Source organism: Deinococcus aetherius (genome assembly GCF_025997855.1).
In the GTDB taxonomy this organism is placed as follows: domain Bacteria; phylum Deinococcota; class Deinococci; order Deinococcales; family Deinococcaceae; genus Deinococcus; species Deinococcus aetherius.
Map to the genome: position 1 here is coordinate 2,456,912 of NZ_AP026560.1, position 26,944 is coordinate 2,483,855.

General features: G+C 71.2%; 25 protein-coding genes, 1 tRNA gene and 1 pseudogene. 15 read left to right on the forward strand and 12 right to left on the reverse strand.

All coding sequences use genetic code 11. The features are described from left to right. Positions 1 to 29: 29 nt before the first annotated feature. Positions 30 to 752, forward strand: a complete 723-nt coding sequence (locus tag DAETH_RS12525; RefSeq protein WP_264775218.1) for a metallophosphoesterase family protein — start codon at positions 30 to 32, stop codon at positions 750 to 752. Positions 753 to 766: 14 nt separating this feature from the next. Continuing rightward, positions 767 to 820, forward strand: a pseudogene (locus DAETH_RS12530) (hypothetical protein); the annotation flags it as partial. Positions 821 to 1,108: 288 nt separating this feature from the next. Here DAETH_RS12530 and DAETH_RS12535 read toward each other — a convergent pair. The 5 genes from DAETH_RS12535 to DAETH_RS12555 form a co-directional block, all read right to left on the reverse strand. Continuing rightward, on the reverse strand, positions 1,109 to 2,809 hold the full coding sequence (locus tag DAETH_RS12535; RefSeq protein WP_264775219.1) for a VanW family protein: 1,701 nt from the start codon (positions 2,807 to 2,809) through the stop codon (positions 1,109 to 1,111). Positions 2,810 to 2,891: 82 nt separating this feature from the next. Next, complete coding sequence (locus DAETH_RS12540) at positions 2,892 to 3,110, reverse strand: hypothetical protein (RefSeq protein ID WP_264775220.1); 219 nt, start codon at positions 3,108 to 3,110, stop codon at positions 2,892 to 2,894. Between the two features lie 257 nt (positions 3,111 to 3,367). Next, positions 3,368 to 4,426: a phosphohydrolase gene (locus DAETH_RS12545; protein ID WP_264777436.1), complete on the reverse strand. Its 1,059-nt coding sequence runs from the start codon at positions 4,424 to 4,426 to the stop codon at positions 3,368 to 3,370. Between the two features lie 67 nt (positions 4,427 to 4,493). Beyond that, positions 4,494 to 5,291 carry an enoyl-CoA hydratase-related protein gene (locus DAETH_RS12550; protein ID WP_264775221.1) on the reverse strand — a complete coding sequence of 266 codons (798 nt, stop codon included), beginning with the start codon at positions 5,289 to 5,291 and terminating at the stop codon, positions 4,494 to 4,496. A 60-nt stretch (positions 5,292 to 5,351) separates the two neighbouring features. Further along, on the reverse strand, positions 5,352 to 6,068 hold the full coding sequence (locus DAETH_RS12555; protein WP_264775222.1) for a phosphorylase family protein: 717 nt from the start codon (positions 6,066 to 6,068) through the stop codon (positions 5,352 to 5,354). Between the two features lie 370 nt (positions 6,069 to 6,438). Here DAETH_RS12555 and DAETH_RS12560 point away from each other — a divergent pair, with 370 nt between their 5' ends. The 3 genes from DAETH_RS12560 to DAETH_RS12570 all read left to right on the forward strand — a co-directional run bounded on the left by DAETH_RS12560 (position 6,439) and on the right by DAETH_RS12570 (position 10,390). Beyond that, positions 6,439 to 7,806, forward strand: a complete 1,368-nt coding sequence (locus DAETH_RS12560; RefSeq protein WP_264775223.1) for an S-layer homology domain-containing protein — start codon at positions 6,439 to 6,441, stop codon at positions 7,804 to 7,806. A gap of 110 nt (positions 7,807 to 7,916) precedes the next feature. Next, positions 7,917 to 8,258, forward strand: coding sequence for a hypothetical protein (locus DAETH_RS12565; protein WP_264775224.1), 342 nt, complete (start codon positions 7,917 to 7,919; stop codon positions 8,256 to 8,258). Positions 8,259 to 8,329: 71 nt separating this feature from the next. Beyond that, positions 8,330 to 10,390 (forward strand): DHH family phosphoesterase, encoded by a 2,061-nt coding sequence (locus DAETH_RS12570; protein ID WP_264777437.1) that lies wholly within the window; start codon positions 8,330 to 8,332, stop codon positions 10,388 to 10,390. 30 nt (positions 10,391 to 10,420) lie between these two features. Here DAETH_RS12570 and DAETH_RS12575 read toward each other — a convergent pair whose 3' ends face one another. After that, positions 10,421 to 10,678: a hypothetical protein gene (locus DAETH_RS12575; protein ID WP_264775225.1), complete on the reverse strand. Its 258-nt coding sequence runs from the start codon at positions 10,676 to 10,678 to the stop codon at positions 10,421 to 10,423. A gap of 136 nt (positions 10,679 to 10,814) precedes the next feature. On the opposite strand from DAETH_RS12575, the gene DAETH_RS12580 reads away from it, so the two are divergent. Next, positions 10,815 to 11,033: a hypothetical protein gene (locus tag DAETH_RS12580; RefSeq protein WP_264775226.1), complete on the forward strand. Its 219-nt coding sequence runs from the start codon at positions 10,815 to 10,817 to the stop codon at positions 11,031 to 11,033. 84 nt (positions 11,034 to 11,117) lie between these two features. Further along, the gene (locus tag DAETH_RS12585; RefSeq protein ID WP_264775227.1) at positions 11,118 to 12,230 is read left to right on the forward strand and encodes a GGDEF domain-containing protein; all 1,113 of its coding nucleotides are present in this window, start codon (positions 11,118 to 11,120) and stop codon (positions 12,228 to 12,230) included. Between the two features lie 14 nt (positions 12,231 to 12,244). Here DAETH_RS12585 and DAETH_RS12590 read toward each other — a convergent pair whose 3' ends face one another. Continuing rightward, positions 12,245 to 13,255: an SIS domain-containing protein gene (locus tag DAETH_RS12590; protein WP_264775228.1), complete on the reverse strand. Its 1,011-nt coding sequence runs from the start codon at positions 13,253 to 13,255 to the stop codon at positions 12,245 to 12,247. Between the two features lie 71 nt (positions 13,256 to 13,326). On the opposite strand from DAETH_RS12590, the gene DAETH_RS12595 reads away from it, so the two are divergent. After that, entirely contained in the window at positions 13,327 to 14,274 is a 948-nt protein-coding gene (locus tag DAETH_RS12595; protein ID WP_264775229.1) for an AraC family transcriptional regulator, read from the forward strand. Between the two features lie 67 nt (positions 14,275 to 14,341). Then, positions 14,342 to 15,586: an MFS transporter gene (locus DAETH_RS12600; RefSeq protein ID WP_264775230.1), complete on the forward strand. Its 1,245-nt coding sequence runs from the start codon at positions 14,342 to 14,344 to the stop codon at positions 15,584 to 15,586. Positions 15,587 to 15,773: 187 nt separating this feature from the next. On the opposite strand, the gene DAETH_RS12605 is transcribed toward DAETH_RS12600, so the two are convergent. Further along, positions 15,774 to 15,850, reverse strand: a tRNA-Arg gene (locus DAETH_RS12605). A gap of 40 nt (positions 15,851 to 15,890) precedes the next feature. Here DAETH_RS12605 and DAETH_RS12610 point away from each other — a divergent pair. The 3 genes from DAETH_RS12610 to DAETH_RS12620 all read left to right on the forward strand — a co-directional run bounded on the left by DAETH_RS12610 (position 15,891) and on the right by DAETH_RS12620 (position 19,745). Then, complete coding sequence (locus DAETH_RS12610; protein WP_264775231.1) at positions 15,891 to 17,834, forward strand: peptidylprolyl isomerase; 1,944 nt, start codon at positions 15,891 to 15,893, stop codon at positions 17,832 to 17,834. Between the two features lie 116 nt (positions 17,835 to 17,950). Beyond that, the gene (trpS, locus tag DAETH_RS12615) at positions 17,951 to 18,943 is read left to right on the forward strand and encodes a tryptophan--tRNA ligase (protein ID WP_264775232.1); all 993 of its coding nucleotides are present in this window, start codon (positions 17,951 to 17,953) and stop codon (positions 18,941 to 18,943) included. 43 nt (positions 18,944 to 18,986) lie between these two features. Next, positions 18,987 to 19,745, forward strand: a complete 759-nt coding sequence (locus tag DAETH_RS12620; protein ID WP_264775233.1) for a segregation and condensation protein A — start codon at positions 18,987 to 18,989, stop codon at positions 19,743 to 19,745. A gap of 98 nt (positions 19,746 to 19,843) precedes the next feature. Here the strand turns inward: DAETH_RS12620 and DAETH_RS12625 are convergent, their stop codons facing one another. The 4 genes from DAETH_RS12625 to argF are packed head-to-tail and all read right to left on the reverse strand — an operon-like array spanning position 19,844 to position 23,161. Next, on the reverse strand, positions 19,844 to 20,650 hold the full coding sequence (locus DAETH_RS12625; RefSeq protein ID WP_264775234.1) for a shikimate 5-dehydrogenase: 807 nt from the start codon (positions 20,648 to 20,650) through the stop codon (positions 19,844 to 19,846). 13 nt (positions 20,651 to 20,663) lie between these two features. Next, positions 20,664 to 21,608 carry an N-acetyl-gamma-glutamyl-phosphate reductase gene (gene argC, locus DAETH_RS12630; protein ID WP_264775235.1) on the reverse strand — a complete coding sequence of 315 codons (945 nt, stop codon included), beginning with the start codon at positions 21,606 to 21,608 and terminating at the stop codon, positions 20,664 to 20,666. Next, positions 21,605 to 22,120 (reverse strand): NUDIX hydrolase, encoded by a 516-nt coding sequence (locus DAETH_RS12635; RefSeq protein WP_264775236.1) that lies wholly within the window; start codon positions 22,118 to 22,120, stop codon positions 21,605 to 21,607. Before DAETH_RS12635 ends, argC begins: the two co-directional genes overlap by 4 nt. A gap of 9 nt (positions 22,121 to 22,129) precedes the next feature. Then, the gene (argF, locus tag DAETH_RS12640) at positions 22,130 to 23,161 is read right to left on the reverse strand and encodes an ornithine carbamoyltransferase (protein ID WP_264775237.1); all 1,032 of its coding nucleotides are present in this window, start codon (positions 23,159 to 23,161) and stop codon (positions 22,130 to 22,132) included. 76 nt (positions 23,162 to 23,237) lie between these two features. Here argF and DAETH_RS12645 point away from each other — a divergent pair, with 76 nt between their 5' ends. The 3 genes from DAETH_RS12645 (at position 23,238) to DAETH_RS12655 (ending at position 26,784) form a co-directional block, all read left to right on the forward strand. Beyond that, entirely contained in the window at positions 23,238 to 24,242 is a 1,005-nt protein-coding gene (locus DAETH_RS12645; RefSeq protein WP_264775238.1) for an MBL fold metallo-hydrolase, read from the forward strand. Between the two features lie 63 nt (positions 24,243 to 24,305). After that, positions 24,306 to 25,091, forward strand: coding sequence for a histidinol-phosphatase HisJ family protein (locus DAETH_RS12650; protein ID WP_264775239.1), 786 nt, complete (start codon positions 24,306 to 24,308; stop codon positions 25,089 to 25,091). Continuing rightward, positions 25,084 to 26,784, forward strand: a complete 1,701-nt coding sequence (locus tag DAETH_RS12655; RefSeq protein ID WP_264775240.1) for a DNA polymerase/3'-5' exonuclease PolX — start codon at positions 25,084 to 25,086, stop codon at positions 26,782 to 26,784. The genes DAETH_RS12650 and DAETH_RS12655 overlap by 8 nt, the downstream gene beginning before the upstream one ends. The last annotated feature ends 160 nt before the right edge of the window (positions 26,785 to 26,944 follow it).

The following is a 26,944-nucleotide window of genomic DNA, read 5'->3' on the forward strand; positions in this document are numbered from 1 at the left end:
CGCCCCGGGAGTGAGACAAGGAGGAAGGCATGAGGCTCGCCGTTCTGGGCGACGTTCACGGCAACCGCCCCGCGCTGGAGGCGGTACTGGAAGGGGTTTGGGAGGCGGCGCCCGACATGGTGCTCAACCTCGGCGATACCGTCTGGGGGGCGGCGGACCCGGGTGGCGCGTGGGCCCTCCAGCGGGAGCACGCCCCGCCCAGCGTGCGCGGCAACACCGACGAGCGGGTGGCCGGGCTGCGCGGGGGCAAGGAGACCATGCGCGCCTGGCTGTGGACCCAGCTCCCGGCCGACGTGCCGGACCTCCTCGCCGCCCTGCCCACCTTTCTCGACGTGGCGGGCGGCGAGGTCCGCGTGGCGCACGGCAGCCCCCGCAGCCCGTGGGAGGACCTGCTGCTGACGGAGGTGGGCGAACACACCCACCCCGCTCACTTCCGTGAGGTGCGGGAGCGGCTGGGAGACTTCACCTTCGAGAACGGCGGGCGGGTCTGCGTCGTCGGGCACACCCACCGCGAGATGCTGAGCGTGGTGGACGGCGTGACCGTGGTGAACGCGGGCCCGGTCAGCCGCCAGAAGGACGGGCTGCCCCTCGCCCGCTGGGTGCTGCTGACCCGCCGCCGGGGAACCTGGGCCCCCGAGTTCCGCCGCACCGGGTACGACGTGGAGGCTGCGGCCGAGTGGGCACGAGCACAGGCCCCGGCGAAGCAGGCCGACTTCGAGGCGGAGTGGCTGACCCGGGGGAAGGAACCGTGACCCGTCCCCTGCGGGTGCTGTTCGTCTGCACCCAGAATCGGCTGCGCAGCCCGACCGCCGAGGCCCTCTTCCGCACCCTCCCGGATTGGGAGGTCGCCTCGGCAGGGACGGCGCGGGACGCCGACACGCCCCTCACCCGCGACCTGCTGGAGTGGGCGGACGTGGCGGTGTGCATGGAGAAGAGTCACCGCGACAGGACTTCGCTCGAAGCTGCGCGGTGTCCTACCCGACGACCGCCTCGTCACCCTCGGTGTCCCCGACGACTACGAGTTCATGGACCCGGACCTCGTGACCCTGCTGGGGCGACTGGTTCCCTCACGGTTGGCGGGGAAGGAACCCCGGTAAAGCCTTCCCTCTCAGCCGCGCGGCCCGAACTCGTACACCGCGCGCCAGGGCTTGTACTCTGTGCTCACCTTGTCGGTGCGGACGCCCCGGCTGTCCTTGATCGTCCGGGTGATGTAGAGCTTGTAGCCGTCCTGGGCCCAGTCCACCTGCCGCAGGGCGCCGGGACGCATCTCCGGGTTCGCCACGTACTGGGCGGGCGGGTGCGGCGTGCGCGAGAGGATCACGGCGGGGTGAACGGTGACGGTGCGCTCCGGTTTGACCCCCCACACCTGCACCTCCAGCGTGCTGCGCGCATTGTCGTTCACCGTTTTGATCAGGATGGGGGCGCGGGTGTCGTTCCTCATCCTCAGGTCCACGCCGGGGTCGTACACGGCGGCCTCGAAGCCCACCTGCGGCTCGTAGTAGCCCACCCGGTACGAGTGCGAGTTGCGCTCGACGACGGGCAGCCCCGCCGAGTACAGGGCGCGGAAGGTCGTGGTGGACACCTGACACACCCCGCCGCCCAGCCCGTCCACCGTGCGCCCCCCGCTGATGATGAGTCCGCCCACGAAGCCGTTGCCGGGCGTGATGGGTCCCAGCGCGCCCAGGAAGCTGAAGTCCTCCCCGGCGGGCACGACCATCCCGCTGATCCTGGCGGCGGCGTTGGCGACGTTGACCCGCCGCTGGGGGCTGCTGTGGAAGTAGGTGCTGCGCCCCCTGGCGATGAGTTCGAGCCCCGCCGGGTCGGGCAACTCGGCGGCGGTCAGGGTGGGCACGCTGACCTCGCCCGGGAACACGACGGTCGTGACCGCCGGGTTCAGGATCGCCTCCCGGAAGGCGGCGAGGGCGGCCTGTCGGTCGGTGACGCGCCCGGCCTGCTCGCCCACCTTCACGAATTCGCCGCCGCGCAGGGCATAGCGGGCGTTCTGCGCGGGGCGGTCCATCTCCCCCGTGAGGCGTTTGAAGACGGCCTTCACCATCCCCTCGTCGAGGACGATGCCCTCGCCGCGCACCCAGTACAGGTTGGCGACCTGAAGAGGCTTCAGCTCGCCCGTGAGGTCCGTGCCCTCCAGCCGCACGGTGAGGGGCCGCATCAGGCGGTTGCCCAGCAGGGCGTGCCCCCGCAGGCTCTCGGCGGTGACCCCGGCCTTCCACTCGGTCACGGACACAGTCAGGGTGGTGAGGGCCGGATTGGCGGCGTAGGCGTTCGCGGCGACCTCGACGGCGGCGCGGCGGCCGGGGGCGTCGGGGGTCACGGCGTAGCGGAGGGTGGTCTTGTCGAAGATGGCGCGGGCGTTCCTGGGCTGGGTGTTGACCTCACGGGTCAGCGTCGCCAGCCCCGAGCGAGCCTTCGCGGCGTCCACCCCCGTCACCAGGGGGAACTCCTGCACCCTGGCCTGCCCGATCAGGCCCTGAAGGCGCTCCAGCACGTTCCGCTCCGCGCTCGCCCGCGCGGCGGCGTCCAGGCTCGCCCCCACGTCCGCCCGCCAGCCGAGCCGATCCGCGCCCACCGTCCAGGTGCGGGGGCCCGCCCGGACCGTCACCCGGGGCGCGGCGCCCTCCCGTTCCTTCAGGGCCAGGGCCGCCGCCTCGCGGGTCAGGCCGCCCACGTCCACCCCGGCGACCCGCAGGCCGGGGGCGAGCCGGTCGTCCCCCTGCACGGTGACCCCCACGGCAAGCGCCCCGCCCAGCAGCGCGGCGGCAGACAGACCCACGGCCCAGACCCTCTTCACCCCCTCAGTGTAGAGCGGCCGGGGAGGCGAGGAGGGCCGATTTTCGTACAGGTGGGGGCGGGAGGACCGTCGGGCCTCCTGATTAGAAGTCCAAACTCTGGGTGTCCGGCTCGGGAACCGCAAACACGTTCGGGACCCCCTCGTTCTCAGGTTTGAAGGCGATCAGTCGGGTGCTGTCACGCCAATCCTCGACGTAGAGCCGTCCGCAGTTTTGACATTGCCAGACCTCCAGAACATTCCCGGCGACGTTGCTGCAACGGTTCATGATGTCGAAGATGACCTCCTCGTCCTTCAGGTTCATCCCTGCATACTGAGGGCCGAAAAAGTGAGTTTGCCAGCTCTGCTCTTTTCCCTGGAGTCGTGCGTTCAAGTAGGACGCAATTGCACGTGGGATGAGATCGAGACTCACAGCCGCCTGACGATCAGGAAGGACACGGCCGTAGTACGGCAGGCCCTCCGGCTCGTCATGGATACGATGGCCGCAGCAACAGAAAAAAGACATGTTCTTTCCGACTCCTCACAACGTCCAGTCTGTTGAAGCGACCCAACCAGGGCCCCCTACCGCCGTTCCGTCCCCACCCCCAGGTTCTGCGCGATGGCCTCGGCCATCTGCTTCTGCGTGTCCTGCACCTCGGTCACCACTCTCTCGCCACTCTCTAAGTCCATCACGAAATGGTCGCCGTCGAGCCGCACCCGGCTGAGGATCTGGGCTTCACCCTGCGGCCGGATGGAGGCGCGCAACTCGACGTAACGCCGCATGGGCGTGCGGATCACCTTGGGGGCCAGCACCTCCTCGACCTGGAAGATGCCGCCCGAGTTGTTCATGGTCACGTTGATGAGGACGGGCATGTCGCGCCCCCGCTCGATGACGACCTGATCCACCGCCAGGGCGCTGATGGAGTGGATGTCCACGCTGCCCAGCGCGAAGGCCTTGCGGCCCCGGCCCTTGGTGATGTCGGTGCCGTCGGCGACCGCCGTGATGCCGCCCTCCAGGGTCAGCGGCGGCGGGTTGAGGTCGTGGCAGTTGATCGCGCCCAGGATGAAGGAGCGCACCTTCATCCGCTTGAAGGGGTCGGGGTAGAGGGGGCCCATGATGCGGTCGAGGATCGGCAGCGCCAGCGCGACCCCGTGCCCCTCGTGGCCGACCCGGTGAATCTGGTTGCCGATGTCGTGGAGCATCGTCCCCAGGATCACGGTCAGGAACACGTCGTCGGGGTCGCCCACGCCGGACTCCATCAGGTCGGGTTTGACGCCCGCCTCCAGCAGCAGCTCGGTGATCGCCAGGCTCGCCGCGCCCGTGATGAAGGCGTGGACGCGCCCGTGGTCGTTGTAGCCGAGCTTGCGCATGGTGATGTAGTTCGCCATGTCCCAGTGCGCCAGGGCCTCGGGGTCGGCGCGCAGGGCCTCGTAGGCGGCAAGCGCCCGGGGGTAGTCAGCGAGGTCGGCGCAGATCGCCCGGTGGGCCTCCTCGATCAGCTTGGCGCGCGGCGTCGTGTACTCCACCACGCGCGCCCCGTTCACGCCGGCCGGGGCGAGGGCCGCCTCCGGGTGGCGGCTCTCCACGTCCTGCACGGTGCCGTCCTGCACGCTGAGGGTGAACTTCTGCTCTCCCGACATGCTGTCCTCCAGTCCCAGCCGCTCGTCCCCGGGTGGCCCCTCTGAACGGCGTTCACTCACCCTGGCCTCACTCACCTTGAAAGGCCGCCCGGCGCTTGGCGAGGAAAGCCGCAGTTCCCTCGCGGAAATCCTGGGTGGCGACCGTCATCCCGAAGAGGTCCGCCTCCACCTCCAGCCCCGCCTCCAGCGAGGTGTCGAGCCCCCGGCGCACCGCCTCCTTCACGAGCGAGAGGGCGATGGGCGCATTCCTCAGCATCTGCTCCGCCACCTCGCGCGCCCTGGTGAGGGGATCGTCGGCCACGTAGTTCACCAGCCCCATGCCGAGCGCCTCCTCGGCCCCGACCTGCCGCGCCGTGAGCATCATGTCGAGCGCCCGCCCCGAGCCGACCAGCCGCGCGAGGCGCTGCGTACCGCCGAAGCCGGGGATCAGCCCGAGGGAGACTTCCGGCAGGCCGAGTTTCGCGTTCGGGGAGGCTACCCGCACGTCACACGCCAGGGCGAGTTCGAGGCCGCCACCGAGTGCGAAGCCGTTGATGGCGGCGATCACGGGAATCGGCAGGCTGGCGACCGAGTGCATCACGTCCTGCCCCGCCAGGGCGAGTTCGCGGCCCGCGTACACCCCGTCGAGCTGCGAGAGTTCCTGGATATCCGCCCCCGCCACGAAGGCGCGGTCCCCGCCCCCGGTGACGATCAGGGCGCCCACCTCCGGATTCTCGATCACGGCCTCGACCGCCTGGGAGAGCTCGTTGAGGGTGTCGGCGTTCAGGGCGTTGAGGGCCTTGGGCCGCGTGACCGTCAGCACGGCGATGGGCCCGTGCTGGTCGAGTTGCAGGTTACGGAATTCGATCTCGTCGAGCATCGTCATGCCCCAATCCTGCCACGGGGAGGTCAGGAGAAAAGAAAGGGTTGCCCCCGCGCCTCCCCCCTACCCCCCGGCGAGGGTCACGATGGCGTCCAGGGCCACCCGGATCATCCGGTCCACCCCGCCCGCAAGCACGTCGTCGGGAACGAGCTGCGGGTCGCCGATGTCGTTGCTGCACGCCGTCAGGCACCCGGCGCGCAGGCCGTGCTGGGCAGCCACCAGGAAGATCGCGCTCGCCTCCATCTCGAAGCCCAGCACCCCGCGCGAGGCCCACAGCCACGCGTGTTCGGGCGTGCTCGCGTAGAAGGCGTCCTCGGTCATCACCAGGCCGACGTGGTGGGGCACCCCGAGTTTCCGGGCGGCGCGGACGGCGGCCTCGACGACCTCGAAACTCGCGGCGGGGGCATACGGGGCGCCGCCGAGAAACTGCCGGGTGGTGCCGTCGTTCGGCACCGAGGCGGTGGCGACCACGAGGTCGGCGGGCTTGACCACGGGGGTCGCGCCCCCCAGCGTGCCCACCCGGATCAGGGTCTGCGCCCCCAGCCGGGCGAGTTCCTCGGTGACGATGGCGGCACTCGGGCAGCCCATCCCGGTCGTCTGCACGCTGACGGGCACGCCCCGGTAGGTGCCCGTGAAGCCGAGGAGCTGGCGGTGCTCGGTGTAGAGCGTGGCGCCCTCCAGGTACTCCTCGGCGATGCGGCGGGCGCGGTTGGGGTCGCCCGGCAGCAAGACGGACTCGGCCACGTCCCCGGGCCGTGCGCGCACGTGAATCTGGGTCATGGGGGCGAGTATAGGGACCCGTGCCGCGTGGGTGAGAAGCGGTCCGCCAAGAGAAGCTCGACCCTAGGTCCACCCTTCAAGACAAGAGGATGAGGATCACTTCATGAGAGGAGGGGCTGAAGAGACGACAAGGCTTCTCATTCATTAGGAGGTTCGGCGCTCTGGGCCCTGGCTGGCGAGACTCATCTCCACCCTCCGGGCTTCAGGGTTTGCTCATTCAAGGGGCTTTTCGTCGGCTTTTCCACGAACTGTAACGCAGTCCCCAAGGCTCCGTCAGGCTGCTTCACGAGGCACTCACGCGGGCTGCCTACGGTAAACCCATGCACCGGGGCGGCTAGGGCCGTGCCCGTGCGAAGGTAAAGGAGAATTCATGCGCAAGTCCCTGATCATCGCGTCCACCCTGGCCCTCAGCGTCGGCGCCGCCAGCGCCCAGACCGACCAGACGACCACGCCCGCCGCCCCCGCGACCCAGACCACCCCCGCCCCGACGACTCCGGCGACGAACACCACGCAGACGACGGACCAGACGGCCACGCCTGCCGCGACCCCGGCGGCGGCGCCCGCCACGACGACCGCGACCCCCAGTCAGGTCACGACCTTCAGCGACGTGCCCGCCGGACACTGGGCGAAGGACGCGGTGGACGTGATCGTGCAGCGCGGGCTGATCCAGGGCTTCCCGGACGGCACCTTCCGGGGCAACGAGAGCCTGACCCGCTACCAGGCCGCGCTGATCTTCTACCGTCTGCTGCAAAACGGCGGCCTCAGCAACAGCAACCTCAGCCAGGGTGACCTCACCACGATCACGCGCGGCATCCAGGAGGTCAGCACCGAGCTGGCCGCCCTGACCACCCGCGTGACCGACCTGGAGCGCCTCAGCGCCGACCAGCAGGCCCGCATCACCGCGCTGGAAGGCCGCATCGCCGCGCTGGGCACCGGCACCGGCACGGCCGGGACCGACACCGCCGCCCTGACGGCCCGCATCGACGCGCTGGAGGCCGCCGTGCGCGCGCTCCCGACCGCACCTGCCGCCACGGCGGGCACCGACACCGCCGCCCTGACGGCCCGCATCGACGCGCTGGAGGCCGCCGCCCGCAACGCCGCGACCACCCCCGCGACGACCACGCCCGCCCCCACGACGACGGGCACCGATACCACCGGGACCGTCACGACGACCCCCGCCCCCAGCACCGTCGTGATCGGCGACACGGCGCCCGCCGCCACCGCCCCCACACGCGGCAACCTCTTCGCCGGGGTGAGCATCGGCGCGGCGAGCGCGGGCTCGCTCGGGAACTGCTACATCCCGAACGCGAACGGCCGCGCGGTGAACTTCTGCGCCAGCTTCGGCGGCATGATCGGCAGCACCCAGATCATCGGGCCGGTGGGCGCACGCGTGGCTGCCGACTACCGCCCCGGCGCGAACGCCATCTCGGCGGACGTGAACGCCACCGTCGCCACGACCTTCGGCCGCTTCCAGCCCTACGCGGGCGCGGGCCTGGGTCTGACGAGCAGCCGCACCCGCGCCACGGCGGCCACCCCCAACCCCACCGGCAACTCGACCGACACCTACGTCAGCGCGCTCATCGGCGTGGACTTCCAGGTCACCGACACCATCTCGGCTTTCGCGGAGGCCGACGCGCGCTACTACCTCACCAACAAGGGCGTTGGGGCCGCCCAGGACGCCGCCGCGACCCGTGGCTTCGGCAACGCGGTCAAGGCCGGTCTGAAGTTCTACTTCTGACCTGATTCCTCACTCTCCGGGAGGCCCCCAGGCGGGGCCTTCTTTCTTTGCCTGACTTCGACCCCATATTCTCGCCGCCGGGGCGGACTTTTCGGCGCTAGACTGACCCCATGCGACTCGTGGGGTTCGTCCAGGTGCTGCTGCTCCTCGCGCTCGCGGCGTACCTGCTGCTCGTCGCGCTGGAGAACCCGGCGCCCGTGCGCTTGCCGCTGCCGCTGGGCCGGGGCGAACTCGCCCTACCCACCGGGGTGGCCGTCGCCGTGTTCACGGGCCTGGGCGGGGGCTACGTGCTGCTGCTGCTGCTGCCGCCCCTGTGGCGGGCCCGGACGCGCGTTCGCCGGGTCAGGCGCGAGCGCGAGGCGCTGGAGGGCCGACTCACCGCCACCCTCCAGGCCCGGCTGGGCACCCTGCCGGGCGCGCCTCCGTCCGAGCCCGCCGCGAGGAGCGCGTGAAGGTCCACCCCTCCCCGGAGGCCCGCTGGCTGCTCTCCCCCCCGGCGAGCCGCGCGGAACTGCTGAGCGCCATGCGCGCGTGGCGGGTGTCGCCGCCCCTCGCGCAGGTGCTCCACGGCCGGGGCCTGACCCCCGCCCACCTCGACCCGCCGCTGACCCTGACCCCCAACCCGGCGCTGCGGGAGGCGGCGCGGCGCATTGTGGCGGCGATTCGGGCACGCAAGCGGATCCGCATCCACGGTGACTACGACGCGGATGGGGTAAGCGCGACCGCCATCCTCGTGCTGGGGCTGCGCGAGCTGGGGGCCATTGTCCACGGCTTCATCCCGCACCGCCTGAACGAGGGGTACGGCATCCACCCTGACCGGGTGGAGGAACACGCCGCCGCCTGCGACCTGCTCGTCACGGTGGACTGCGGGGTCACCAACCTGGAGGAGGTGGGGGCGCTCCTCGCGCGTGGGGTCGAGGTCATCGTCACCGACCACCACGCGCCGGGCCTCGACTTCCCGAGTTGCCTCGTCGTCCACCCCAGCCTGACGACCCGGTACGACCCCGCCCTGCACAACCTGACGGGGGCGGGCGTGGCGTACCACCTGCTGTGGGCGGTGCGCGCAGAACTCGGGCTGGGGGAGCCGCGCGACCTCGCGGGTCTGGCGACGCTGGGCACGGTCGCGGACGTGGCCCCGCTGGTCGGCGAGAACCGGGCGCTCGTGCGGGTGGGGCTCCCGGCGTTGGCGGAGTCCCGGCTGCCGGGCGTGCGGGCGCTCTTGCGGGCCAAGGGCGCCCTGCGGCCGAGTGCGCGGGACGTGGCCTTTTTGCTCGCGCCGCTGCTGAATGCGGCGGGGCGGCTGGGGGAGGCGGACCTCGCGCTCGGGCTGCTGACGACCACTGGCGAGCACGAGGCGGCGACCCTCGCCACCTACCTGGAGGCGCGCAACCAGGAACGCCGGGTGATCCAGGACCGGATGTTCGCGCAGGCGCTGGAGATCGCCGACCCCGAGGCCCCCGCCATCCTGGTGACCCGGGAGGACTGGCACGCGGGCGTGATGGGCATCGTGGCGAGCAAGCTGCTGGAGACCTTTCACAAGCCCGTCTTCGTGGTCGCGCAGGGCAAGGGCTCGGTGCGCAGCACGCCGGGGATCAGCGCGGTGGAGGGGCTGCGCTACAGCCACGACCTCCTGAGGCGCTACGGGGGGCACCCCGGCGCGGCGGGCTTCGCCATCGACCCCGCCAACCTCCCCGCCCTGCGGGGAAGGCTGCACGAGTACGCCCGGCAGTTCCCGCCCCCCGTGCCCGAGTACCGGCTCGACGCGCCGCTGCCGACCCTGGGGGCGACCCTGGACCTGGTGACCGAGGCCGCCGCCTTCGAGCCGTACGGGACCGGGCACACCCCGCCCCTGTGGCACGTGCGCGAGCCGCTCGCCGCCACCCGCCTCGTCGGCAAGCGCGGGGACAGCCTGCAATTCCAGGTCGGGCCCCTGAGGGGCATCAAGCACGGCGAGCGCGACGCGACCCCCGGCGAGCGCGACCTCGCCACCCACCTCGTCATGAGCGAGTGGCGCGGGCGGACCCGGCTGGAGCTGCACGGGCAGGCGCTCAGGGCGCCGGGGCGGCTGGGGCTGGCGGGGAGCCCGGGGGACGTCGCCCCGCTCCCCCGCCTCGACCCCAGGGAAGCCATGCGGCACCTGAAGGCGGGAGCGGCGGCCTACGCGGACGGCGCGGTCGCCGCTTACCTGCGGGATCAGGTGCCCGGCCTGACTCTCCGTTCCCCCGGAGAGGCGCCCCCCGGCGGCGAACTGATCCTGTACGCCCTGCCCGCCGAGGACGACCTGCGGCGCTGGCTGGGTGCGGGCCGGGTCGCCTTCGCCCTGGGGCCCAAGACCCTCGCGGAGTTGGAGGGCGCGCTCACCCGCCACCACCTCGCGCCGCCGCCGCCCAATCCCCTCGCGGACACGCACGCGGACGAGGCGAGGCTGGAGGCCGCCGCCGACGCCTACCGCCGCTGGCAGTGGGCCCACCTGTACCGGGTCCTCGACGACGAGGGCTGGAGCGCGGCGGTCCGGCACCTCCTCGGCCTGGAGGGGGCCCAAGCGCGGGCCCGGGGGCCCGAACTGGCGCTGGCGGAGGGCTGAGCGGGGGCGCGGGGGCCGGGCCCCGGTTGTTCAGAGCTGCCCCTTGCCCCCCGTCTCCCCGGTGAGGTCCCGCAGCAACCCCTCGGCGGCGCCGCCGAGTTCCCTCACCCGCCGCTGCGCCGAGGCCGGGTCGAGCCGGGAGGCGAGCATTGAACCCCGCAGACCGACGAAGTCCTGCCGAAGGCGGTCGAGGGCCCGGGCGCGCTCCGGGTCGGGGGGCCTGCCCACCTCGGCGAGCGCGCGGGCCAGGCATCGCCGCGTGTGGTCGCTCGCATCCTCCTCATCCATGCGGGCCTCCACGCCCCGGCGCCTACACCGGGGCGTGGTTGACCCGTGAGGGCGCGGGCGACGCTCATTGTGGGCCACGACCCGGAGTGGCCGGGTGGTCAGAACCTTGTCAGACCGGCGCCCTCAGCATCCGGGCATGTCGTCCCAGGCGGAGCGTGCCCTTCTTTTCGACCTGCGGTGCCGGACCCGGCGTGAGGTGGCCGAGGCGCTGCACCGGCTCTCCACGGAACCCGGGGACCCGGAGGCCGGGCGGCTTCTGCGCGGGCGTTACCTGGCGGCCCTCCACTCGGCCGCCGCCCTCCGGGAGGTGCGGGCGGCGGCCCGCGAACTCGCCGGGCGGCCTCTGGGCGGTTGACCGACCGGGAACGCGCACCCCGACTCATGAGGGCGAGCAGGTCCGCTTCATGAGTTGCCATCCGGCCACACATGTCAGGAAGAAGTGACGCCCTGGGTTGTACCCTGGACGTGCTCGGCCCTGACCCTCATGCTGAACGACCTCTTCGTCAACTTCTGCGTGCTGTGCACCACGACCTTCCTGGTCGGCTGGACCCTGCGCTCCCTCAAGCACGCCTGGACCTGGACCCAGATCGCGCTGCGGGCGCTGCTCACGGTGGCGAGCAGTTTCGTCCTGATCGCCAACGCGGTGCCGCTGGCGGGCGGGGTGGCGCTCGACCTGCGCGCGGTGCCCGTGGCGCTCGCCACCATCGGCGGCGGGGTGCCCGCCGGGGTGACGGTGGCGCTGCCCCTGATCGCCTACGAGGTGTGGCGCGGGGGCGAGCGGGCTCTGGTCCACGGGCTCTCCCTCGCGCTGGTGGTGGGGCTGTGTGCCCTCGCCCTGCGCGGGGTGCCCCGGGACGTGGAAAATTCGGGGGTGCGCTGGTGGGTGCCGTTCGGCATCTTTGCCCCCAGCAACCTCCCGCTGGCGTATGGAGCCTACCTGGCGACCGGGGACGCGGGCTACGCGGCGAGCGTCACCCTGCTTCTCACGGCGGCGCAGACGATTGGGATGCTCGCCTCCCAGGCGATCACGGTCACGCAGCTCCGGGCGCTGGAGCGGGCCGAGGTCCTGACCGACCTCGCCTACACCGACAAGCTGACGGGCGTGGGCAACCGCCGCGCGCTCGACGAGGCGCTCTCACACCCCGGGGACATCTCGCACGTGCTGCTCCTCGACCTCGACCACTTCAAGCTCGTCAACGACACGCGCGGCCACGACACGGGCGACCGGGTGCTGGAGGCCACCGCCGCCGTCATGCGCGAGGTCCTGGGCAGGCGCGGGTGTCCCTACCGCTTCGGCGGGGAGGAGTTCGCGGTGCTGCTGCGGCAGACGAGCACCGCCGAGGCCGTGGGCCTGGCCCAGGAGCTGCGGCGGCGGGTGGCGCAGGAGGTGGGCACGCGCTCCGGCCACCCCGACCTTACCCTCACCGTGTCGCTGGGCCTCGCCGGGGTGCATCCGGCGTCCACCGCCCTGGAGCGCGCCGACAACCTCCTCTACGCCGCCAAGCGCGCCGGGCGCGACCGGGTGGAGGCCGAGGCGCTCGCGGTGGCCTGAGCCGTCCCCCCGCCTCAGCGTTCGTCGTCCAGTTCGTCCTCGTCCGGGTCCTCGTCGTCGTCCTCCCGCCAGTCGCGGACGAGGTCGGTGCGGCGCAGGTCGCCCTCGTCACGGGGGGCGCCCACGCCCAGGGCATTGGGATCACCCTCGCCCGACAGCACCGCCTGCGCGCGGGCGAGGACGGGGGTGTCCTCCCCCTGCGCCCCGTACCGCTCGGCGAGGTACGCGGCCACCCACGCGCCGAAGTACCACAGGGCGAGTTGCGCGGCGTACCCGCCGGGGTGCCCCGGGTCGGTGCCCGGTGGGTAGGGGACCGCCACAACCTCGTCCACCCGGCTCTCCAGCACCTCGCGGGCGATGCTGAGGGCGGGGTCGGGGTCGCCCAGGATCAGGGCGACCTTGGCGTCCCCCCGCTCGTGCTGGGCCTCGAAGGCGCCCGTCACGAGGGGAAGGGGATCGCCGAGGACCGGGATGCCGAGTGTCTTGCCCACCCGGGCGAGCAGGGTCTGCCAGGCGTGCGGCAGGGCGTCGGCGTCGGGCGCGGCGAGCAGCAGGGGCGTGCGGCCCCACAGGGTCCAGGCGAGGTCGCGGGCGGGGTTGCCCTCGGTCACCTGCGGGGCGCAGCGGTCCCGCAACTCGGCGAGGAGGCGTTCGGCGCCTTGCGCCTGATCCGCGTGCCCGCTGGCGTAGGCGACGTACTGGGCCGCGTGGTAGGTCGTGCCCAGGCCCCCGGGCACGAGCACGTCCACGTCGTCAGGACTGCCCCCGGTGCTCACCCGCCGCACCTTCGCCCCCGTCACCTCGGCGAGGTCGGCGTAGTCGCGGGCCGGGTCCGCCGCGTCCGCGCTCCCGATCACGAACTGGGTGCCGCCGTCCCGCGCCAGCGTCCCGGAGACGAGCGCCCCGGCGAGGTGCGCGGCGAGGGTGCCCTCTCCCACCCCGATCACCGCGTGCGGGCCGGGCTCGGGCTGGGCAGGACCGGCGTAGCTGCCGGGCAGGCGTTCGAGGAGGGAGAGGAGGTCCATGGCCCCGGTGTACCACATCTCTTTCGCCCGCCCCGCCATTTCACGGATACCGCCCGAACGCGGGGCGTGGCATGCTGCCCCCTATGCCCTACCGGGAGTTCCTGCCCGATGCCCTCCTGGAACTGGCGCGGCGGCAGCCACCTCAGCCGATCCCCACGCCCTACCGGGAGTTCCTGCCCGATCCCCGCTTGCGCGGCTGCGTGCGGCTGTACTGGCAGGTCGAGGAGCACCACGGGCCGGGCGAGGAGGAACACCGCTTCCTGCCGGAGCGCTCGGTGCGCCTGACCTTTTACGCGGGTGACTCCTGGCACGGCTCCCCGGTCACGGGCGAGCTGGAGCGGATGTCCGCCGCCTCGCTTTTCGGCATGAGCCTGGAGCCGCTGCGGGTCATCTCACGCGGCCTGACCCGCGCGCTGGGGGTGGACCTGTACCCCTGGGGCGCGCGGCAACTGTTCGGCTGGGCCATCGGGACGGCGTCGCTGGACCTGCTGCCCGGGTACGGCGGGGTGGCCCGCGAGGTTTGCGCGCTGGTCACCCTGGGGGACTGGGAGGGGGCGCGGGAGTGTCTGGAGGCCTGGCTGCTGGGCCTGCTGGCCGGGCGGGGCCGCGAGGCGGGGGCGGGCGTGCAGGCCGCCGGGCGGCTCTACGGCTCGCTGGGCACCGTGCGGATCGGGACGCTGGCCGAGGAACAGGGCCTCAGCCCCCGGCAACTGGAGCGCGCCTTCCGGGAGGAGGTGGGCGTGCCCGCCAAGACGCTGGCCCGCCTGATCCGCTTCGAGGAGGTGCACAACCGCCTGTGGCTTTGGCCCGACACACCCCTCGCTCCCCTCGCCTACGAGCTGGGCTTCTCGGACCAGGCGCATCTCACCCGCGAGTTCCGGGCGCTGTCGCACATGACGCCGGGCGCCTTCGCGGGCTTCAGCCGCCTGCGCGGCGCGGCTCACCCGGAAGGACTAGAACTGGGATCGATGCTGGGCAGCCTCCCCACCTATGCCCTGAGTGCGGCCTCGGCCCCCTAGCGGCAGGTCGCGGCCCATGTCGCTTTTTTTCAAGACCGGCCCTCCCCCACCCTCCTAACGTGGGGGCATGACTCAAACCTCCTCAGCTCCAGCCTCATCACGTGCGCCGCTGCTGTTCATGCTGGTCACGGCCTTCCTGTTTGCCGTCGGCATCGGGCTGGTGTTTCCGGTCCTGCCGTACATCGTGGCCGGGCAGGTGCCGGATGTCTCCCAGCAGGCGGCCGTGATCGGCCTGCTGGGCGCGGCCTACGCGCTGTGTTCCTTTTTCGCCTCGCCGGTCCTGGGCGCCCTGAGTGATGCCTACGGGCGGCGGCCCGTCCTGATGCTCAGCCTGCTAGGCTCGGGGATCGGTTACCTGATCTTCGGGATCGGCGGCAGCCTGTGGATGCTCTTTCTGGGGCGCATGATCGACGGGCTGTGCGCCGGGGGCCTGAGCGCCATCTTCGGGTACGTGGCCGACACCACCCCGGGGGAGGAGCGCGGCAAGGTCTTCGGGCAGATCGGCGCGACGGTCGGGGCGGGCTTCATCATCGGCCCGGCGGTCGGGGGCCTCACCTCGCACCTGGGCCTGGGCGCGCCCATGTTCCTGGCGGCGGGGGTAGCGGGGCTCAACCTGCTGTGGGGCGCCTTCGTCCTGCCCGAGAGCCTGAAGCCCGAGCGGCGCCAGCGGCACTTTGGCGCCGCGCACCTCAATCCGCTGCGGCAACTCTCGGGCGCGCTGGCGTACCCGGCGGTGCGGCGGCTGGTGTCTGTGAGCGTGCTGTTCCTGCTGCCCTTCTCGCTGATGCAGATCGCGCTCGCGCTGCTCACCCGCGACACGCTGGGCTGGGGACCCGCGCAGACCAGCACCGCCTTCATCATCGTGGGCGGCTGCGACATCGTGGCGCAGGGATTTGTGCTGCCGCACCTGCTGCGGCGACTGGGCGAGCGCGGAGTAGCGCTGCTGGGGCTGGGCATGGGCGTGGTGGGCATGGTCGGCCTGGCCCTGCTGCCCGTCTTCCCCATCGCGGCCCTGCTGTACCTCACCGTGGCGACCTTCGCCATAGGAGAGGGCGTCTTCAACGCATCGCTGGGGGCGCTCGTCTCCATCGCCACGCCGCAGGAAGAGCAGGGCAAGGTCCAGGGCGGCGCGCAGGCGTTCGGCTCGCTCGCGCAGGTGGTCGGCCCCCTGGGCGGTGGTCAGCTCTACTCGCGTACAGGCGCCACCGCGACCTTCGGCACAGGCGCGGTTCTGGTCCTCGCGGCCTTCGCCCTTCTCGCCGGGCAGCGACCACCCGAACAACAGGCGCGGGAGATTGCGGGCCAGCCCTGACCGCGCCCGCATGAGAGGAGGCCGGAAAATGACGACCAGAACGTCGTTTCCGGCTTCATGTGGTCTTGAGGGAGCGTGCTAGAATCGCCCGCGTGCGTCTTCGGAACCCACCAGTCACTCTCGCCGGTTTAACGGGCAGGAGCTACAACGAAAACACCACCCGGGAGGGTGGCGTTCGTCGGATGGCTGGCGCGCCCGACAGGACTCGAACCTGTGGCCTTTGGCTCCGGAGGCCAACGCTCTATCCAACTGAGCTACGGGCGCAGGGCTCAGGTAAACTAGCACGCGCCCCGAAGGAGATCAAGTGAAGAACAAAAAGGTCGTGAACGTCTTTCTGGGCGTTCTCGCACTCCTGCTGGTGGTCGGCATGGCCTACCAGTTCACGCCCAACGTGGGCTCACTCTTCGGCAACCGTCAGCAGGGCACCCCCGCCCTGAAGGTGAACGGGCAAACCGTCACCGCCGAGGAACTCGAGGCGATCCGCCGGGGCAACCCGGTCCTGGGCAGCGTGGACGGCGGCGTCCTCGCCGACGACTTCAAGACCTTCATCGTGGCGCAGGCCGTGCGGCAGCAACTCCTCCAGCAGGCCGTGGGGGACATCGACGTGAGCCGCGCCGATGTGAACGCCGAGGTCCAGAAGGTCCGCGAGGCGAACAACCTCACCGACAACAAGGCCTGGACGGACGCCCTGCAGGGCGCCGGGCTCACCGACGCGACCTACCGCGCCCAGGTGCGCGACCAGCTCGCCATCCAGCGCAAGGTGGAAGAACTCCAGAAAACCGCCGCCCCCGCCACCGACGCCGAGGCGCGGGCGTACTACGACCTCAACCCCCAGGCCTTCCAGAGCGACGCGCGTGTCGTGGGCCGTCAGATCGTGGTGGCCGACAAGGCCAAGGCGCAGAGCCTCCTCGCGCAGGTGAGGGCCGGGGCGGACTTCGCCAAGTTGGCGAGCCAGAACAGCACCGAGTTCAAGGACCGGGGCGGGGCCCTTGGCCCGGTCGAGAACGGCACTCCCCGCCCGGTCGCGCAGGTGGCCCTCCCCGCCGAGGTGGGCACGGCGGCCTTCGCCCTGGGGCAGGGCGGGGTCACTGACGTGATCGAGAGCGGCGGCAAGTTCTACATCGTGAAGGTGGAGAAATTCCTGCCGCCCGCCGTCAAGCCCTTCGAGGAGGCCAAGGCCGACGCCACGACCGCCGTGACCGAGCAGAAGAAGAACGCGGTCGTCGAGCGGTGGATCACCGACCTCGAACGGAACGCGAAGATCGAGGCCGTGGACCCCAACTGGAAGACCCAGAACCCCACGGTCGCCCAGGTCGCCGGGCAGAAGATTCCCTACTCGGACGTGGTCGCGCAGGTCGTGCAAAACCAGCAGTTCGCTTCTCTCCTCGGGCAGGTGCCCGCTGACCAGGCGGCGGGGCTGGTGAACGGCATCCTCAAGCCGCAGGTCGTCCAGGCGCTCATCGACGGGTACGGCGCCCGGAAGATCGTGCAGGACCGCAAGTTGCCCCTGGCCGGGACCCGCCAGGAACTCGCGGCGGCCCTGGCGGCGTACGGCAGCCGGGACGTGAAGGTCACCGACGCGGACATCCAGAAGTTCTACGCGGAGAACCGCCAGCAGTTCGAGACGCCCGGCAGCGCCACCGTGGCCGAGGCGAGCTTCGCCGACCGAGAGAAGGCGAACGCCTTCCGGCAGGGCTGGAACGGCCAGGGCAGCTTCGTCACCGCCGCCGCACGAGCGGGCGGCACCGTCAGCGAGCGCGGCAGTGTCACGGCGGGCGGGGAAACGCTCGGCCAGGAGCTGAACGCGGCCATCTTCACGTCCAAGAACCTCCGTGACGTGGGCGAGGGCAGCCTCAGCGAGGTCGTGCCCGCCGGGAACCGCTTCGTCGTCGCCTACGTGACCGACCTCAAGCCCGGGGCGGTGCAGCCCCTCGCGGCGGTGCGCGGCCAGATCCGGGATCAGGTGCTCGCTCAGAAGCGCCAGGAGGCCGGGCAGGCATACCTCGCCAAGGAGATCGCCACGCTCAAGCCCGTGAACAACCTCCAGCAGGTGCTCGCCGCGCAGGAGAAGCGGGTGGCGGCCCAGGCGCCGAAGGCCCCCGCCACGCAGACCCCGGCCACGCCCGGCGCGGGAAGTGGCGAGGACGCGCCCGCCCAGGGAAACACCGGGAACGGCTCCTCCACCGGGACCCCGGCGAACGGCGGCACCTCGAACGGCAACGCCAGCGGCAGCGGCTCCAACCCCTGATCCTTCAACCCCTCGCACGGCGGCCTTCCAGACCGGAGGGCCGCTTCTCCTTTGCCCCGCACTCCGTCATTCGGCGCAGGATGCGGCCCCGCCCGGACCGCTAGAATCGCCCGCGTATGCCGCGCGTGTTTTCAGGAATCCAGCCCACGGGCGATCCGCACATCGGGAACTACTTCGGGGCGATGAAGAACTATGTGCGGCTGGGCGAGGAGTACGGCAAGAACTCCATCTACTGCGTCGTGGACCTCCACGCGCCGACCAATCCGGGGGCCTACGATCCGGCGCGGCTCGCCGCACGCACCTTCGAGATGGCGCTGGCGAACATGGCGGTGGGCCTCGACCCGCAGAAGGTCATCTTCTTCGCCCAGTCGCACGTGCCCGAGCACACCGAACTCGCGTGGCTCTTCACGGTGATCACCCCGGTCGGCGAGCTGGAGCGCATGACCCAGTACAAGGACAAGGCGGGGCAACTGGAGAGCGTCCCGGCGGGTCTGCTGATGTACCCGGTCCTCCAGGCCGCCGACATCCTGCTGTACAAGGCGGACACCGTGCCCGTGGGCGAGGATCAGGTGCAGCACATCGAGCTGACGCGCGAGATCGCCCGCAAGTTCAACCACGCCTTCGGCGAGACCTTCCCCGAGCCCAGGGCGGTACTGGCGAAGGACGCCCTGCGGATTCCCGGGGTGGACGGCCAGGGCAAGATGAGCAAGAGCAAGGGCAACACCCTGGGCATTCTGGAGGGGTTCGACTCGATCTGGCAAAAACTGCGGGTGGCCCCCACTGACCCCGCCCGGGTGCGCCGCACCGACCCCGGCGACCCCGACAAGTGCCTGATCGGCGACTACCACAAGCTCTTTTCGGACCTGCCCACCATCGAGACGGTGTACGTGGGCTGCCGCACCGCCGGAATCGGCTGCGTGGACTGCAAGAAGATGCTGATGGAAGGGATAAGGCGCGAGCTGACCCCCGTTCAGGAGCGGGCCGCCGAGTTGCAGGCCGACCCCGACCGGGTGCGTGACGCGCTGGCGACCGGGGCGCGCGAGGCCCGCGAGATCGCCGTGCCGGTGATGGAGGAGGCGCGGGAGAGGGTGGGGTTCCTGAAGCTTTGAGGGAACGTGGGGGGTGGATTGTGGAATGTGGGGGAGGGGGGCGTTGACGGCTACGGTCGTTCCTCCCCCGCCCGTCCCCAAGAGCTTCGTCGTTCGCCTGCCGGGCTTCGAGGGGTCGCTGGCCGACCTCGCGGGGGCCCTGCGGGCGGGGCGGGTGGAGCTGGGGGAGGTGCCGCTGCTCACCCTCACCCGGGACGTGCTGGCGTGGGTGGCGGCGCTGACCGGAGGGGACGGGACGGCCTTCGCGGAGGCGCACCCCGAGGTGCTGCCCGCGCTGGCGAACGTGATCGCCCTCAAGGCCCGCCTCCTGTTGCCGCAACCCGGGCCGGAGGAAGTTGACCCCGAGTTCTCCGACGACCCTTTGGAAGACGTGATCGAGGGGGTGGAGGCGCTGGCGGAGCTGGATACGCTGGTGGGTTTTCTGGCCGCCCGGCGCCGGGAACGGGAGGGGCTGATTCCTGCCCGCGCCGTGCCGCTCGACCTGCCCCGCCGCGAGCGCAGGCGCAACCCGCAGGGCAGCCTCGCCAAGTTAGTGAAGGCTGCGCAGAACGCCGTGCGTCAGGTCGAGGTGCCACTGCTCGCCCGCGAGCGGCTGACGCTGGCGGACGCGCTGGGGGCGTTGCGTGCCTTCGGGGTCCGGCTGCGGACCTTCACCTTCCGGGGGGTTCCTACTGCGGACTGGGGCGAGCGGACAACCTACTTCGCCGCGCTGCTGGAGGGCGTGAAGGAGGGGTCCTTCAGCGCCGAGCAGGAGGGGGTGTACGGAGAGATTCGGGTGACTTCGCATGAAACAGAGGGCTAGAAAGGGGAAGGCATCTTCCTGGTGGTAGGGCCGCTTGCCTTCCCCCTCTGCAAGCAGCTTTGCAAGTCCCGCAAGGGAAGAGGGAGAAAGAACCCACCTCAGCCACGAGCCAGCGCCGCCGCCCGCGCCACCTGCTCGTCCGTCGGGCGCAACCCGGTGTAGAGGACGAACTGCTCCAGCGCCTGCAAGACGGCGACCTCGGCCCCGGTGATGACCCTTTTGCCGAGGGTCCGGGCGTGGCGGATCAGGGGCGTCTCAGGCGGGAGGGCCACCACGTCGAGGACGGTCTGTGCCCGCTCGATGATTTCGGGTGGGAAGGCGAGGTCGTCCGCCTCCGGCCCCCCCGTCATGCCGATGGGGGTGACGTTGACGAGCAGGTCAGCCCCGGCGGGGTCGAGGTCGGGGCGCCAGGTGTAGCCGCACGCCTCCGCCAGCGCACGCCCCGCCCCCTCGTTCCGCGCGAGGATGGTGCCCGAAAGAAACCCTGCGTCCCGGAGGGCGGACGCCACTGCCTTCGCCATACCGCCGCTGCCCCGCAGGCTGAAGGTGGAGTCGGTGGGCACGTCCGAGAGCAGCTTCGACACCGCGATGTAATCGGTGTTGTAGGCCCGCAGATACCCGTCCTCGTTCACGATGGTGTTCACCGAGCCGATGACGGCGGCGGAGGGGTCGAGTTCGTCCACATAGGCGATGCACGCCTCCTTGAAGGGCATGGAGACCGCGCAGCCCCGGATGCCCAGCGCCCGGACGCCGCCGATGGCCCCGCGCAGGTCGCTCGTCGTGAACGCCTTGTAGAGGTAGTCGAGCCCCAGTTCCTCGTACAGGGCGTTGTGGAAGCGGGTGCCGAAGTTGCCGGGGCGGCCCGCCAGGGACATGCACAGGCGGGTGTCCTTGCTAATTCTCATGTCGAGGACAGCCTCACGCCGGAACCCGGGGAGCCGGTTCGCCCAGCCCCAGCATCACGCCCAGGTTCTGCACCGCCGCGCCGCTCGCCCCCTTGCCCAGGTTGTCGAGACGGGCGGCGAGGACGGCCTGCGCCCCGTCCGCGCTGGGATAGACGAAGAGTTCCATGTCGTTCGTGCCGTTGAGCGTCTGCGGATCGAGGATGGTGGGATTCTCGGCCAGGGGCACCACTCGCACGTACCGTCCCCCCGCGTAGTGGTCGGCCAGGGCCTCGTGCAACCGGACGGCAGAGACCCCCAGCGGCTCCAGGTGGAGCGGGACGGTGACGGTCATCCCCTGTGCCCACGCGCCCACGTTCGGCGTGAAGATGGGCGTGCGGGTCAGGCCGCCGTACCGCATGATCTCGGGCAGGTGCTTGTGATCGAGGTTCAGGCCGTAGCTGAGGTACGCGCCGCGCATGGGATGGGGCTGGTCCTGCTCATGGGCGTCCACGAGCGCGCGGCCCCCACCCGAATACCCGCTGAAGCCCTGGAGGGCGACCGGGTGCTCCTTTGGCACCAGCCCCGCCGCCGTCAGGGGCGCGAGCAGAGCGATAGCCCCCGTGCTGTAGCAGCCGGGGTTGCTCACCCGGCGGGCGGTGCGGATGCGCTCCGGCTGGTCCGCGCTCAGCTCGGGAAAGCCGAAGACCCACCCCTCGGCGACCCGGTGCGCCGTACTCGCATCGAGGAGCCGCGCGGCGGGGTTGGTCGTCAGCGCGACGGCCTCGCGCGCCGCGTCGTCGTGCAGGCACAGGATGGAGAGGTCGGCGGTGTTGAGGAGTTCGGCCCGCGCCCCCGGGTCCTTGCGCCGGGCGGGGTCGATGCTCAGGAGTTCCACGTCGCCGCGCCCGGCGAGGCGCTGGCGGATTTGCAGGCCGGTGGTTCCGGCTTCTCCGTCGATGAAGATGGTGGGCTTGGTCATGGCAGGTGTTCTCCGTAACAGCGTCGTACCAGTTCGGCGAGGTCCCCCTTGGCCCGGTCGCCGCCCTCGATGCGCCGCAACAGATGTCCGGGCGTGAGCCACTCGGCCTCGCTGAAATCGTCCGGGTTGTAGGTGGGCGCCGTGTCCGCGCGAATCTCGTAGACGTGCATGAAAGAGCTGAAATTCGTCCGATGGGGCGAGAAGGCGGCGATCTCCCGCCACGGCACCGTGTCCACGTCGAGGTTCAATTCCTCGCGCGTCTCGCGGCGGAAGGCGGCCTCGTAGCCCTCGCCGGACTCCACGTGCCCGCCCACACTCATGTCGAGGCAGCCGGGAAACGTTCGTTTGTGGAGGGTGCGGCGCGGAATCCACAGCTCACCGCGCGAATCGACGACGAAGGCATTGACCACCCGCACGGGCAGGCGCCGCGCCCAGGCCTCGCCACGGGTGACCCGCCCCACCACCTCGTCCCGTTCGTTCACGAGGTCGAGCCATTCCTCAGCCGCCGTCATCCCCGTGTTCTACCACCTCGGCGTCATCCCGCCCATCAGGTGATACAGCAGCGCCTTTTGCGCGTGCAGGCGGTTTTCGGCCTGGTCGAACACCCGGCTCTTGGGATGCTCGGTCGCCTCCGGCACCGTCTCCTCCCCGTAGTGGGCGGGCAGGCAGTGGAGGAAGATGCCGTGAGGAGCGGTAGTCTCCAGCATCTCCGGCGTGACCTGATAGCCCCGAAAGGCCCGGCGGCGGATGTCGGCCTCCGCCTCCTGGCCCATGCTGATCCACACGTCGGTGTACAGAACGTCGGCCCCCTCGACCGCCGCGAGGTCGTGCGTGAGGGTGACCCCTACGCCCGCCCGCACCGCGTCCATCAGCACGCCTGCGTTGGGCTCGTAGCCGACCGGGGTCACGACCGTCACGTCCGTGCCCGTCAGGATGCCCATGTGGATGTGGCTGTTGGCGAGGTTGTTGCCGTCCCCGATGTACACGACCCGCCTGCCCCTCAGGTCGGGGCCGAACTCTCCCTCTATGGTCTGGTAGTCGGCGAGGAGTTGCGCGGGGTGGAGCATGTCGGAGAGCCCGTTGATCACCGGAATCGAGGCGTGGTCGGCGAGTTCGTGGAGGGTCTGCTGGAGGTAGACGCGGCCCATCACGCCGTCCACCCAGCGTTCCAGGTTGCGCGCCACGTCAGAGACGCGCTCGCGGGTGCCCAGGCCGATCTCCGTATTCGACAGCGTGATCGCGTGCCCGCCGAGCTGGTACATCCCCACGTCGAAGGTCGTGCGGGTGCGCAAACTGGCCTTCTCGAACACGAGCGCGAGACTCAAACCCGCCAGGGGCTTCACGTTCCGCCACTCGCCCCGCCGCATCGAGTGGGCGGTGTCCAGGACCGTTCGCAACTCGGCGGCCGTCATGTCGAGGTTGCTCAGGAAGTCGCGCCCGGCGAGGACGGGGGCGGGCAGCGTCTCGGCGGTCAGGGGCGCAGGATTATTCACCGCAGCTTGGCCACCACTCCCGGACTGTGCACGTTCTTGAGAGAAGGCGGCCTTCGTCATAGGGGATGAGTATACGCAAAGCGTGAGAAAACATGCAGCCGGAGGAGGAGGCCGGACGTCCTCTACCCTGTGACCCATGCTGAGGGCTCAGGTACTCGGTTCTCCGGCGGAGGACAACGCCCTGTGGGTGACGGCGGACACCGGGCAGGGGCAGACGCGGCTGCTCCTCGACTGCGGGGCGCGCACGCTGGACGCGCTGCCCCTCGCGGAGGTTCGGGCGGTGGATCATGTCCTCTTCTCGCACCTGCACATGGACCACGTCGCGGGCTTCGACGACCTCTTCCGCGCGGTGTTCGACCGGCCGGGCCGCCAGAACCACGTCTGGGGACCGCCCGGCACGGCGCGCATCCTGGCGCACCGCTTCCGGGGCTACTGGTGGAACCACGCGCCTGAACTCAGCGGCACCTGGCACGTGCACGACGTGGACGGGCGGGAGGTCCGGTCCTTCCGCTTCGAACTGCACGAGGCGTTCGAGGTGGCGCACGAGGAGGACACGCGCCCGGTGGGCGGTCCGCTGTTCACCACCCCCGAGGTGAGCGTGGAGGCCGTGCCCCTCCGGCACCAGGGGGTCTGTCTGGGGTACGTGGTGCGGGAACCCGAGCGGGTGAGCGTGGACGCCTCACAACTCGCCGCACTCGGCCTGAAGGGTGGCCCCTGGCTCGCCGCGCTCAAGGCGGGGGCGACCGGAACGCTGGACGTTGGGGGAACCGCCTACGACGCCGACGACCTGCGGGCCCGGCTGCTGCGGCGGGAAAGCGGGGACAGCCTCGCCTACCTGACGGACTTCCGGCTGGACGCGGACGAGCAGGCCCGGCTCGCGCCCCTCCTGACGGGGGTGGAAACCCTCTACGCCGAGGCGCAGTACCTCCCGGAAGACACGGACCTCGCGCGGCGCAACGACCACACGACGGCCGCGCAGGTGGCGGCCCTGGCGAGGGCGGCGGGGGTGGGCGACCTCTGCCTGCTGCACCTCTCCAGGCGATACCGGGCCCAGAGGTGGCCGGAGTTTCTCTCGGCGGCCCGCGCCGTCTTCCCGAGAACCCATTTTCCCGCCGGGTGGCCGGGCGGGGAGACGGGCTGAGCGCAAGGGACGACGAAGGCCGGACTCCCGCCCCACTCTCCCCCATCCCGTACCCTGTCTCCCATGACCTCGCCCCTCTTCGACTCCCACATGCACACGCCGCTGTGCGGGCACGCGACGGGCACGCCGCGCGAGTACGCCCGGGCAGCCCTGAACGCGGGCCTGGCGGGCGTGTGCTTCACCGACCACAGCCCCATGCCCGCGTGGTACGACGCGCCGTGGCGGATGCGGCGGGACCAGCTCGGGACGTACGTGGAGAGCGTGCTGGAGGCGCGGGCGGAGTTCCTGGGGCGCCTGGAGGTGCGGCTGGGCCTGGAGGCCGACTTCCACCCCGGCACCGAGCGGTACGTGGCGGAGTTGCTGGAGACCCACGACTGGGACTACGTGATCGGCTCGGTCCACTACATCGGCGCCTGGGGCTTCGACAACCCGGAGCACGCGGACGAGTACGGGGCGCGCGACCTCGGCACCCTCTACCACCACTACTACGCGCTCGTGGAGGGGGCGGCGCGCAGCGGGCTCTTCGACGCCATCGGACACCTCGACCTCCCCAAGAAGTTCGGGCACCGCGACCCCGACGGCTACGCGGCCCTGCACGCCCTCGACGTGATCGCCGAGCGCGGCCTCTCGCTCGACTTCAACACGGCGGGCTGGCGCAAACCCGTCGGCGAGGCCTACCCCGCCCCCGACCTCACCCGCGCCGCCGGCGAGCGCGGCATTCCTTTCGTCCTGGGTAGCGACGCCCACAGGCCGGAGGAGGTCGGCTACCACTTCACCGAGGCGATCAAGCAACTGCACGACGTGGGCGGCCGGATCGTGACCTACCAGGGCCGGGTGCGGCATGGCTGACCTGAGCCGCAAGGACCTTACGGGGGTCCTCAAGACGACCGCCGACCTCCTCGACCTGCTCGGCCAGGAGGTCTTCCGCGCCAACGCCTACCGGGGGGCCGCGCGCAGCCTGGAAGCCCTCGACACGGACCCCGCCGAACTCGTCGCGTCGGGCTTCGCGGGGGTGCCCAAAGTGGGCCGCAGCATCGCCGCCGAACTCGTCACCTACGCCGAGACCGGCCTCTTCGAACCGCTGGAGGACGCCGCCAGCCAGGTGCCGCCCGGCGTGCTAGGCTTATTTCGGGTGCGCGGCCTGGGTCCCAAGAAAATCAGGCTGCTGTGGGACGCGGGGGTGGACTCGCTCGAAACCCTGCGCGAGGCGGCGCGGGACGGGCGGGTGGCGGGCCTGAAGGGCTTCGGCGCGAAGAGCGCGGCGACCATTCTGGAGGCGGTCGAGTTCGCCCTCGCCGCCCAGGAACGCCAGCATCTCAGCACCGGCCTGGACGTGTCGCTGGGCCTTGCGAGAGGGTTGGCCGACCTGGACGCGCGGGTGGCGGGGGACGCGCGGCGCGGGCTCGACACGGTGCGCGCGGCGCGGGTGACGGTGACGGGCACGGCAGAGGAGATAGCCCCGCGCCTCGCCGGGGTGGTGGAAGGACTTACCCCGGTGGAGCCCAAACCACTCCTCGCGGGCCGGGTGGACGGGGTGCCCGTGGAGATCGCGTACGGCCCGGCGGAGGTTCGTGGGGCCCTGGACCTGATGATGGGCGGGAGCACCGAGTACCGCGAGGGCCTGCGGGCGGAGGCGAGGGCGAGAGGCTTCGACCTCAGCGGGCGGGGGCTGAAGCGGGACGGGGTGATCCTCCCCACCCCCACCGAGGAGGACGTGGCCCGCGAACTGGGCCTCCCCCTGCGCCCCGCCGAGTACCGCGAGCCGGAACACGACGGCCTCTGGGAAACGTTGCCCCCACCCGGCGAACTCGTCACCGAGGCCGACTTGCGGGGGATGCTCCACACCCACTCGGTCTGGTCGGACGGGGCCGCCACCGTGCGCGAGATGGTGGGAGAGGCGGTGCACCTCGGTCACGCCTTCCTGGGCACGGGCGACCACTCGCGCGCCGCGCACTATGCGAACGGCATGAGCATCGAGAGATTGCGCGCTCACATCCGCGAGGTCCGCGAGTTGCAGAGGGCGGGTCTGCCCGTCATCGCGGGCTCGGAGGTAGACATCCTCGAAGACGGCTCGCTCGACTATCCCGACGAGGAGTTGGCGGGGCTCGACTACGTCGTCGCCAGCGTCCACAGCCTCTTCACCCTCGACCGAGAGCGGCAGACCGAACGCCTGATCAACGCCGCCTCACATCCGCTCGTCACCATCCTGGGTCACCCTACCGGCCGCCTGGAGCTGCGCCGCCCAGGCTACGCCCTCGACCTGGACGCCGTGCTCGCCGCGTGCGAGGCGAACGGCACCGTCGTCGAGATCAACGCCAACGCCTACCGCCTCGATCTCGACTGGCGCGTGGCGCTGCGCTGGCGGGACCGCCTCACCTTCGCCATCAACACCGACGCTCACGTCCTGAGCGGCCTTACGGACACCCGCTTCGGCGTCCTCGTCGCGCGCAAGGCGGGCCTGACCCCCCAGCGGGTGGTGAACACGCTGGGGCAGGAGGAGTTTCTGGAGTTCGTGCGGAGGCAGCGGGCGGGGCGGGGGTGAGGAAGGCGTACCCTGCCTCTCCGTCGTTCCCGGAAAAAGCACAAGGGGTGTTGAGGGGTGGGTTTTCTGGAACGCCCTGCGCGTTCACCCCCCTCCCAGCCTCCCCCACAAGGGGGGAGGGGCAAAAAGAGCGGGAGCCTTTGCGCTTTTCAGAACGCCA

Excerpts from the sequence above, each read along its gene's own strand:
- DAETH_RS12525 (WP_264775218.1), top strand. The coding sequence starts at position 30 with ATGAGGCTCGCCGTTCTGGGCGACGTTCACGGCAACCGCCCCGCGCTG.
- DAETH_RS12540 (WP_264775220.1), bottom strand. The coding sequence starts at position 3,110 with ATGAACCTGAAGGACGAGGAGGTCATCTTCGACATCATGAACCGTTGC.
- DAETH_RS12545 (WP_264777436.1), bottom strand. The coding sequence starts at position 4,426 with ATGTCGGGAGAGCAGAAGTTCACCCTCAGCGTGCAGGACGGCACCGTG.
- DAETH_RS12550 (WP_264775221.1), bottom strand. The coding sequence starts at position 5,291 with ATGACGATGCTCGACGAGATCGAATTCCGTAACCTGCAACTCGACCAG.
- DAETH_RS12555 (WP_264775222.1), bottom strand. The coding sequence starts at position 6,068 with ATGACCCAGATTCACGTGCGCGCACGGCCCGGGGACGTGGCCGAGTCC.
- DAETH_RS12560 (WP_264775223.1), top strand. The coding sequence starts at position 6,439 with ATGCGCAAGTCCCTGATCATCGCGTCCACCCTGGCCCTCAGCGTCGGC.
- DAETH_RS12565 (WP_264775224.1), top strand. The coding sequence starts at position 7,917 with ATGCGACTCGTGGGGTTCGTCCAGGTGCTGCTGCTCCTCGCGCTCGCG.
- DAETH_RS12570 (WP_264777437.1), top strand. The coding sequence starts at position 8,330 with ATGCGCGCGTGGCGGGTGTCGCCGCCCCTCGCGCAGGTGCTCCACGGC.
- DAETH_RS12575 (WP_264775225.1), bottom strand. The coding sequence starts at position 10,678 with ATGGATGAGGAGGATGCGAGCGACCACACGCGGCGATGCCTGGCCCGC.
- DAETH_RS12580 (WP_264775226.1), top strand. The coding sequence starts at position 10,815 with ATGTCGTCCCAGGCGGAGCGTGCCCTTCTTTTCGACCTGCGGTGCCGG.
- DAETH_RS12590 (WP_264775228.1), bottom strand. The coding sequence starts at position 13,255 with ATGGACCTCCTCTCCCTCCTCGAACGCCTGCCCGGCAGCTACGCCGGT.
- DAETH_RS12595 (WP_264775229.1), top strand. The coding sequence starts at position 13,327 with ATGCTGCCCCCTATGCCCTACCGGGAGTTCCTGCCCGATGCCCTCCTG.
- DAETH_RS12600 (WP_264775230.1), top strand. The coding sequence starts at position 14,342 with ATGACTCAAACCTCCTCAGCTCCAGCCTCATCACGTGCGCCGCTGCTG.
- trpS (WP_264775232.1), top strand. The coding sequence starts at position 17,951 with ATGCCGCGCGTGTTTTCAGGAATCCAGCCCACGGGCGATCCGCACATC.
- DAETH_RS12625 (WP_264775234.1), bottom strand. The coding sequence starts at position 20,650 with ATGAGAATTAGCAAGGACACCCGCCTGTGCATGTCCCTGGCGGGCCGC.
- argC (WP_264775235.1), bottom strand. The coding sequence starts at position 21,608 with ATGACCAAGCCCACCATCTTCATCGACGGAGAAGCCGGAACCACCGGC.
- DAETH_RS12635 (WP_264775236.1), bottom strand. The coding sequence starts at position 22,120 with ATGACGGCGGCTGAGGAATGGCTCGACCTCGTGAACGAACGGGACGAG.
- argF (WP_264775237.1), bottom strand. The coding sequence starts at position 23,161 with ATGACGAAGGCCGCCTTCTCTCAAGAACGTGCACAGTCCGGGAGTGGT.
- DAETH_RS12645 (WP_264775238.1), top strand. The coding sequence starts at position 23,238 with ATGCTGAGGGCTCAGGTACTCGGTTCTCCGGCGGAGGACAACGCCCTG.
- DAETH_RS12650 (WP_264775239.1), top strand. The coding sequence starts at position 24,306 with ATGACCTCGCCCCTCTTCGACTCCCACATGCACACGCCGCTGTGCGGG.
- DAETH_RS12655 (WP_264775240.1), top strand. The coding sequence starts at position 25,084 with ATGGCTGACCTGAGCCGCAAGGACCTTACGGGGGTCCTCAAGACGACC.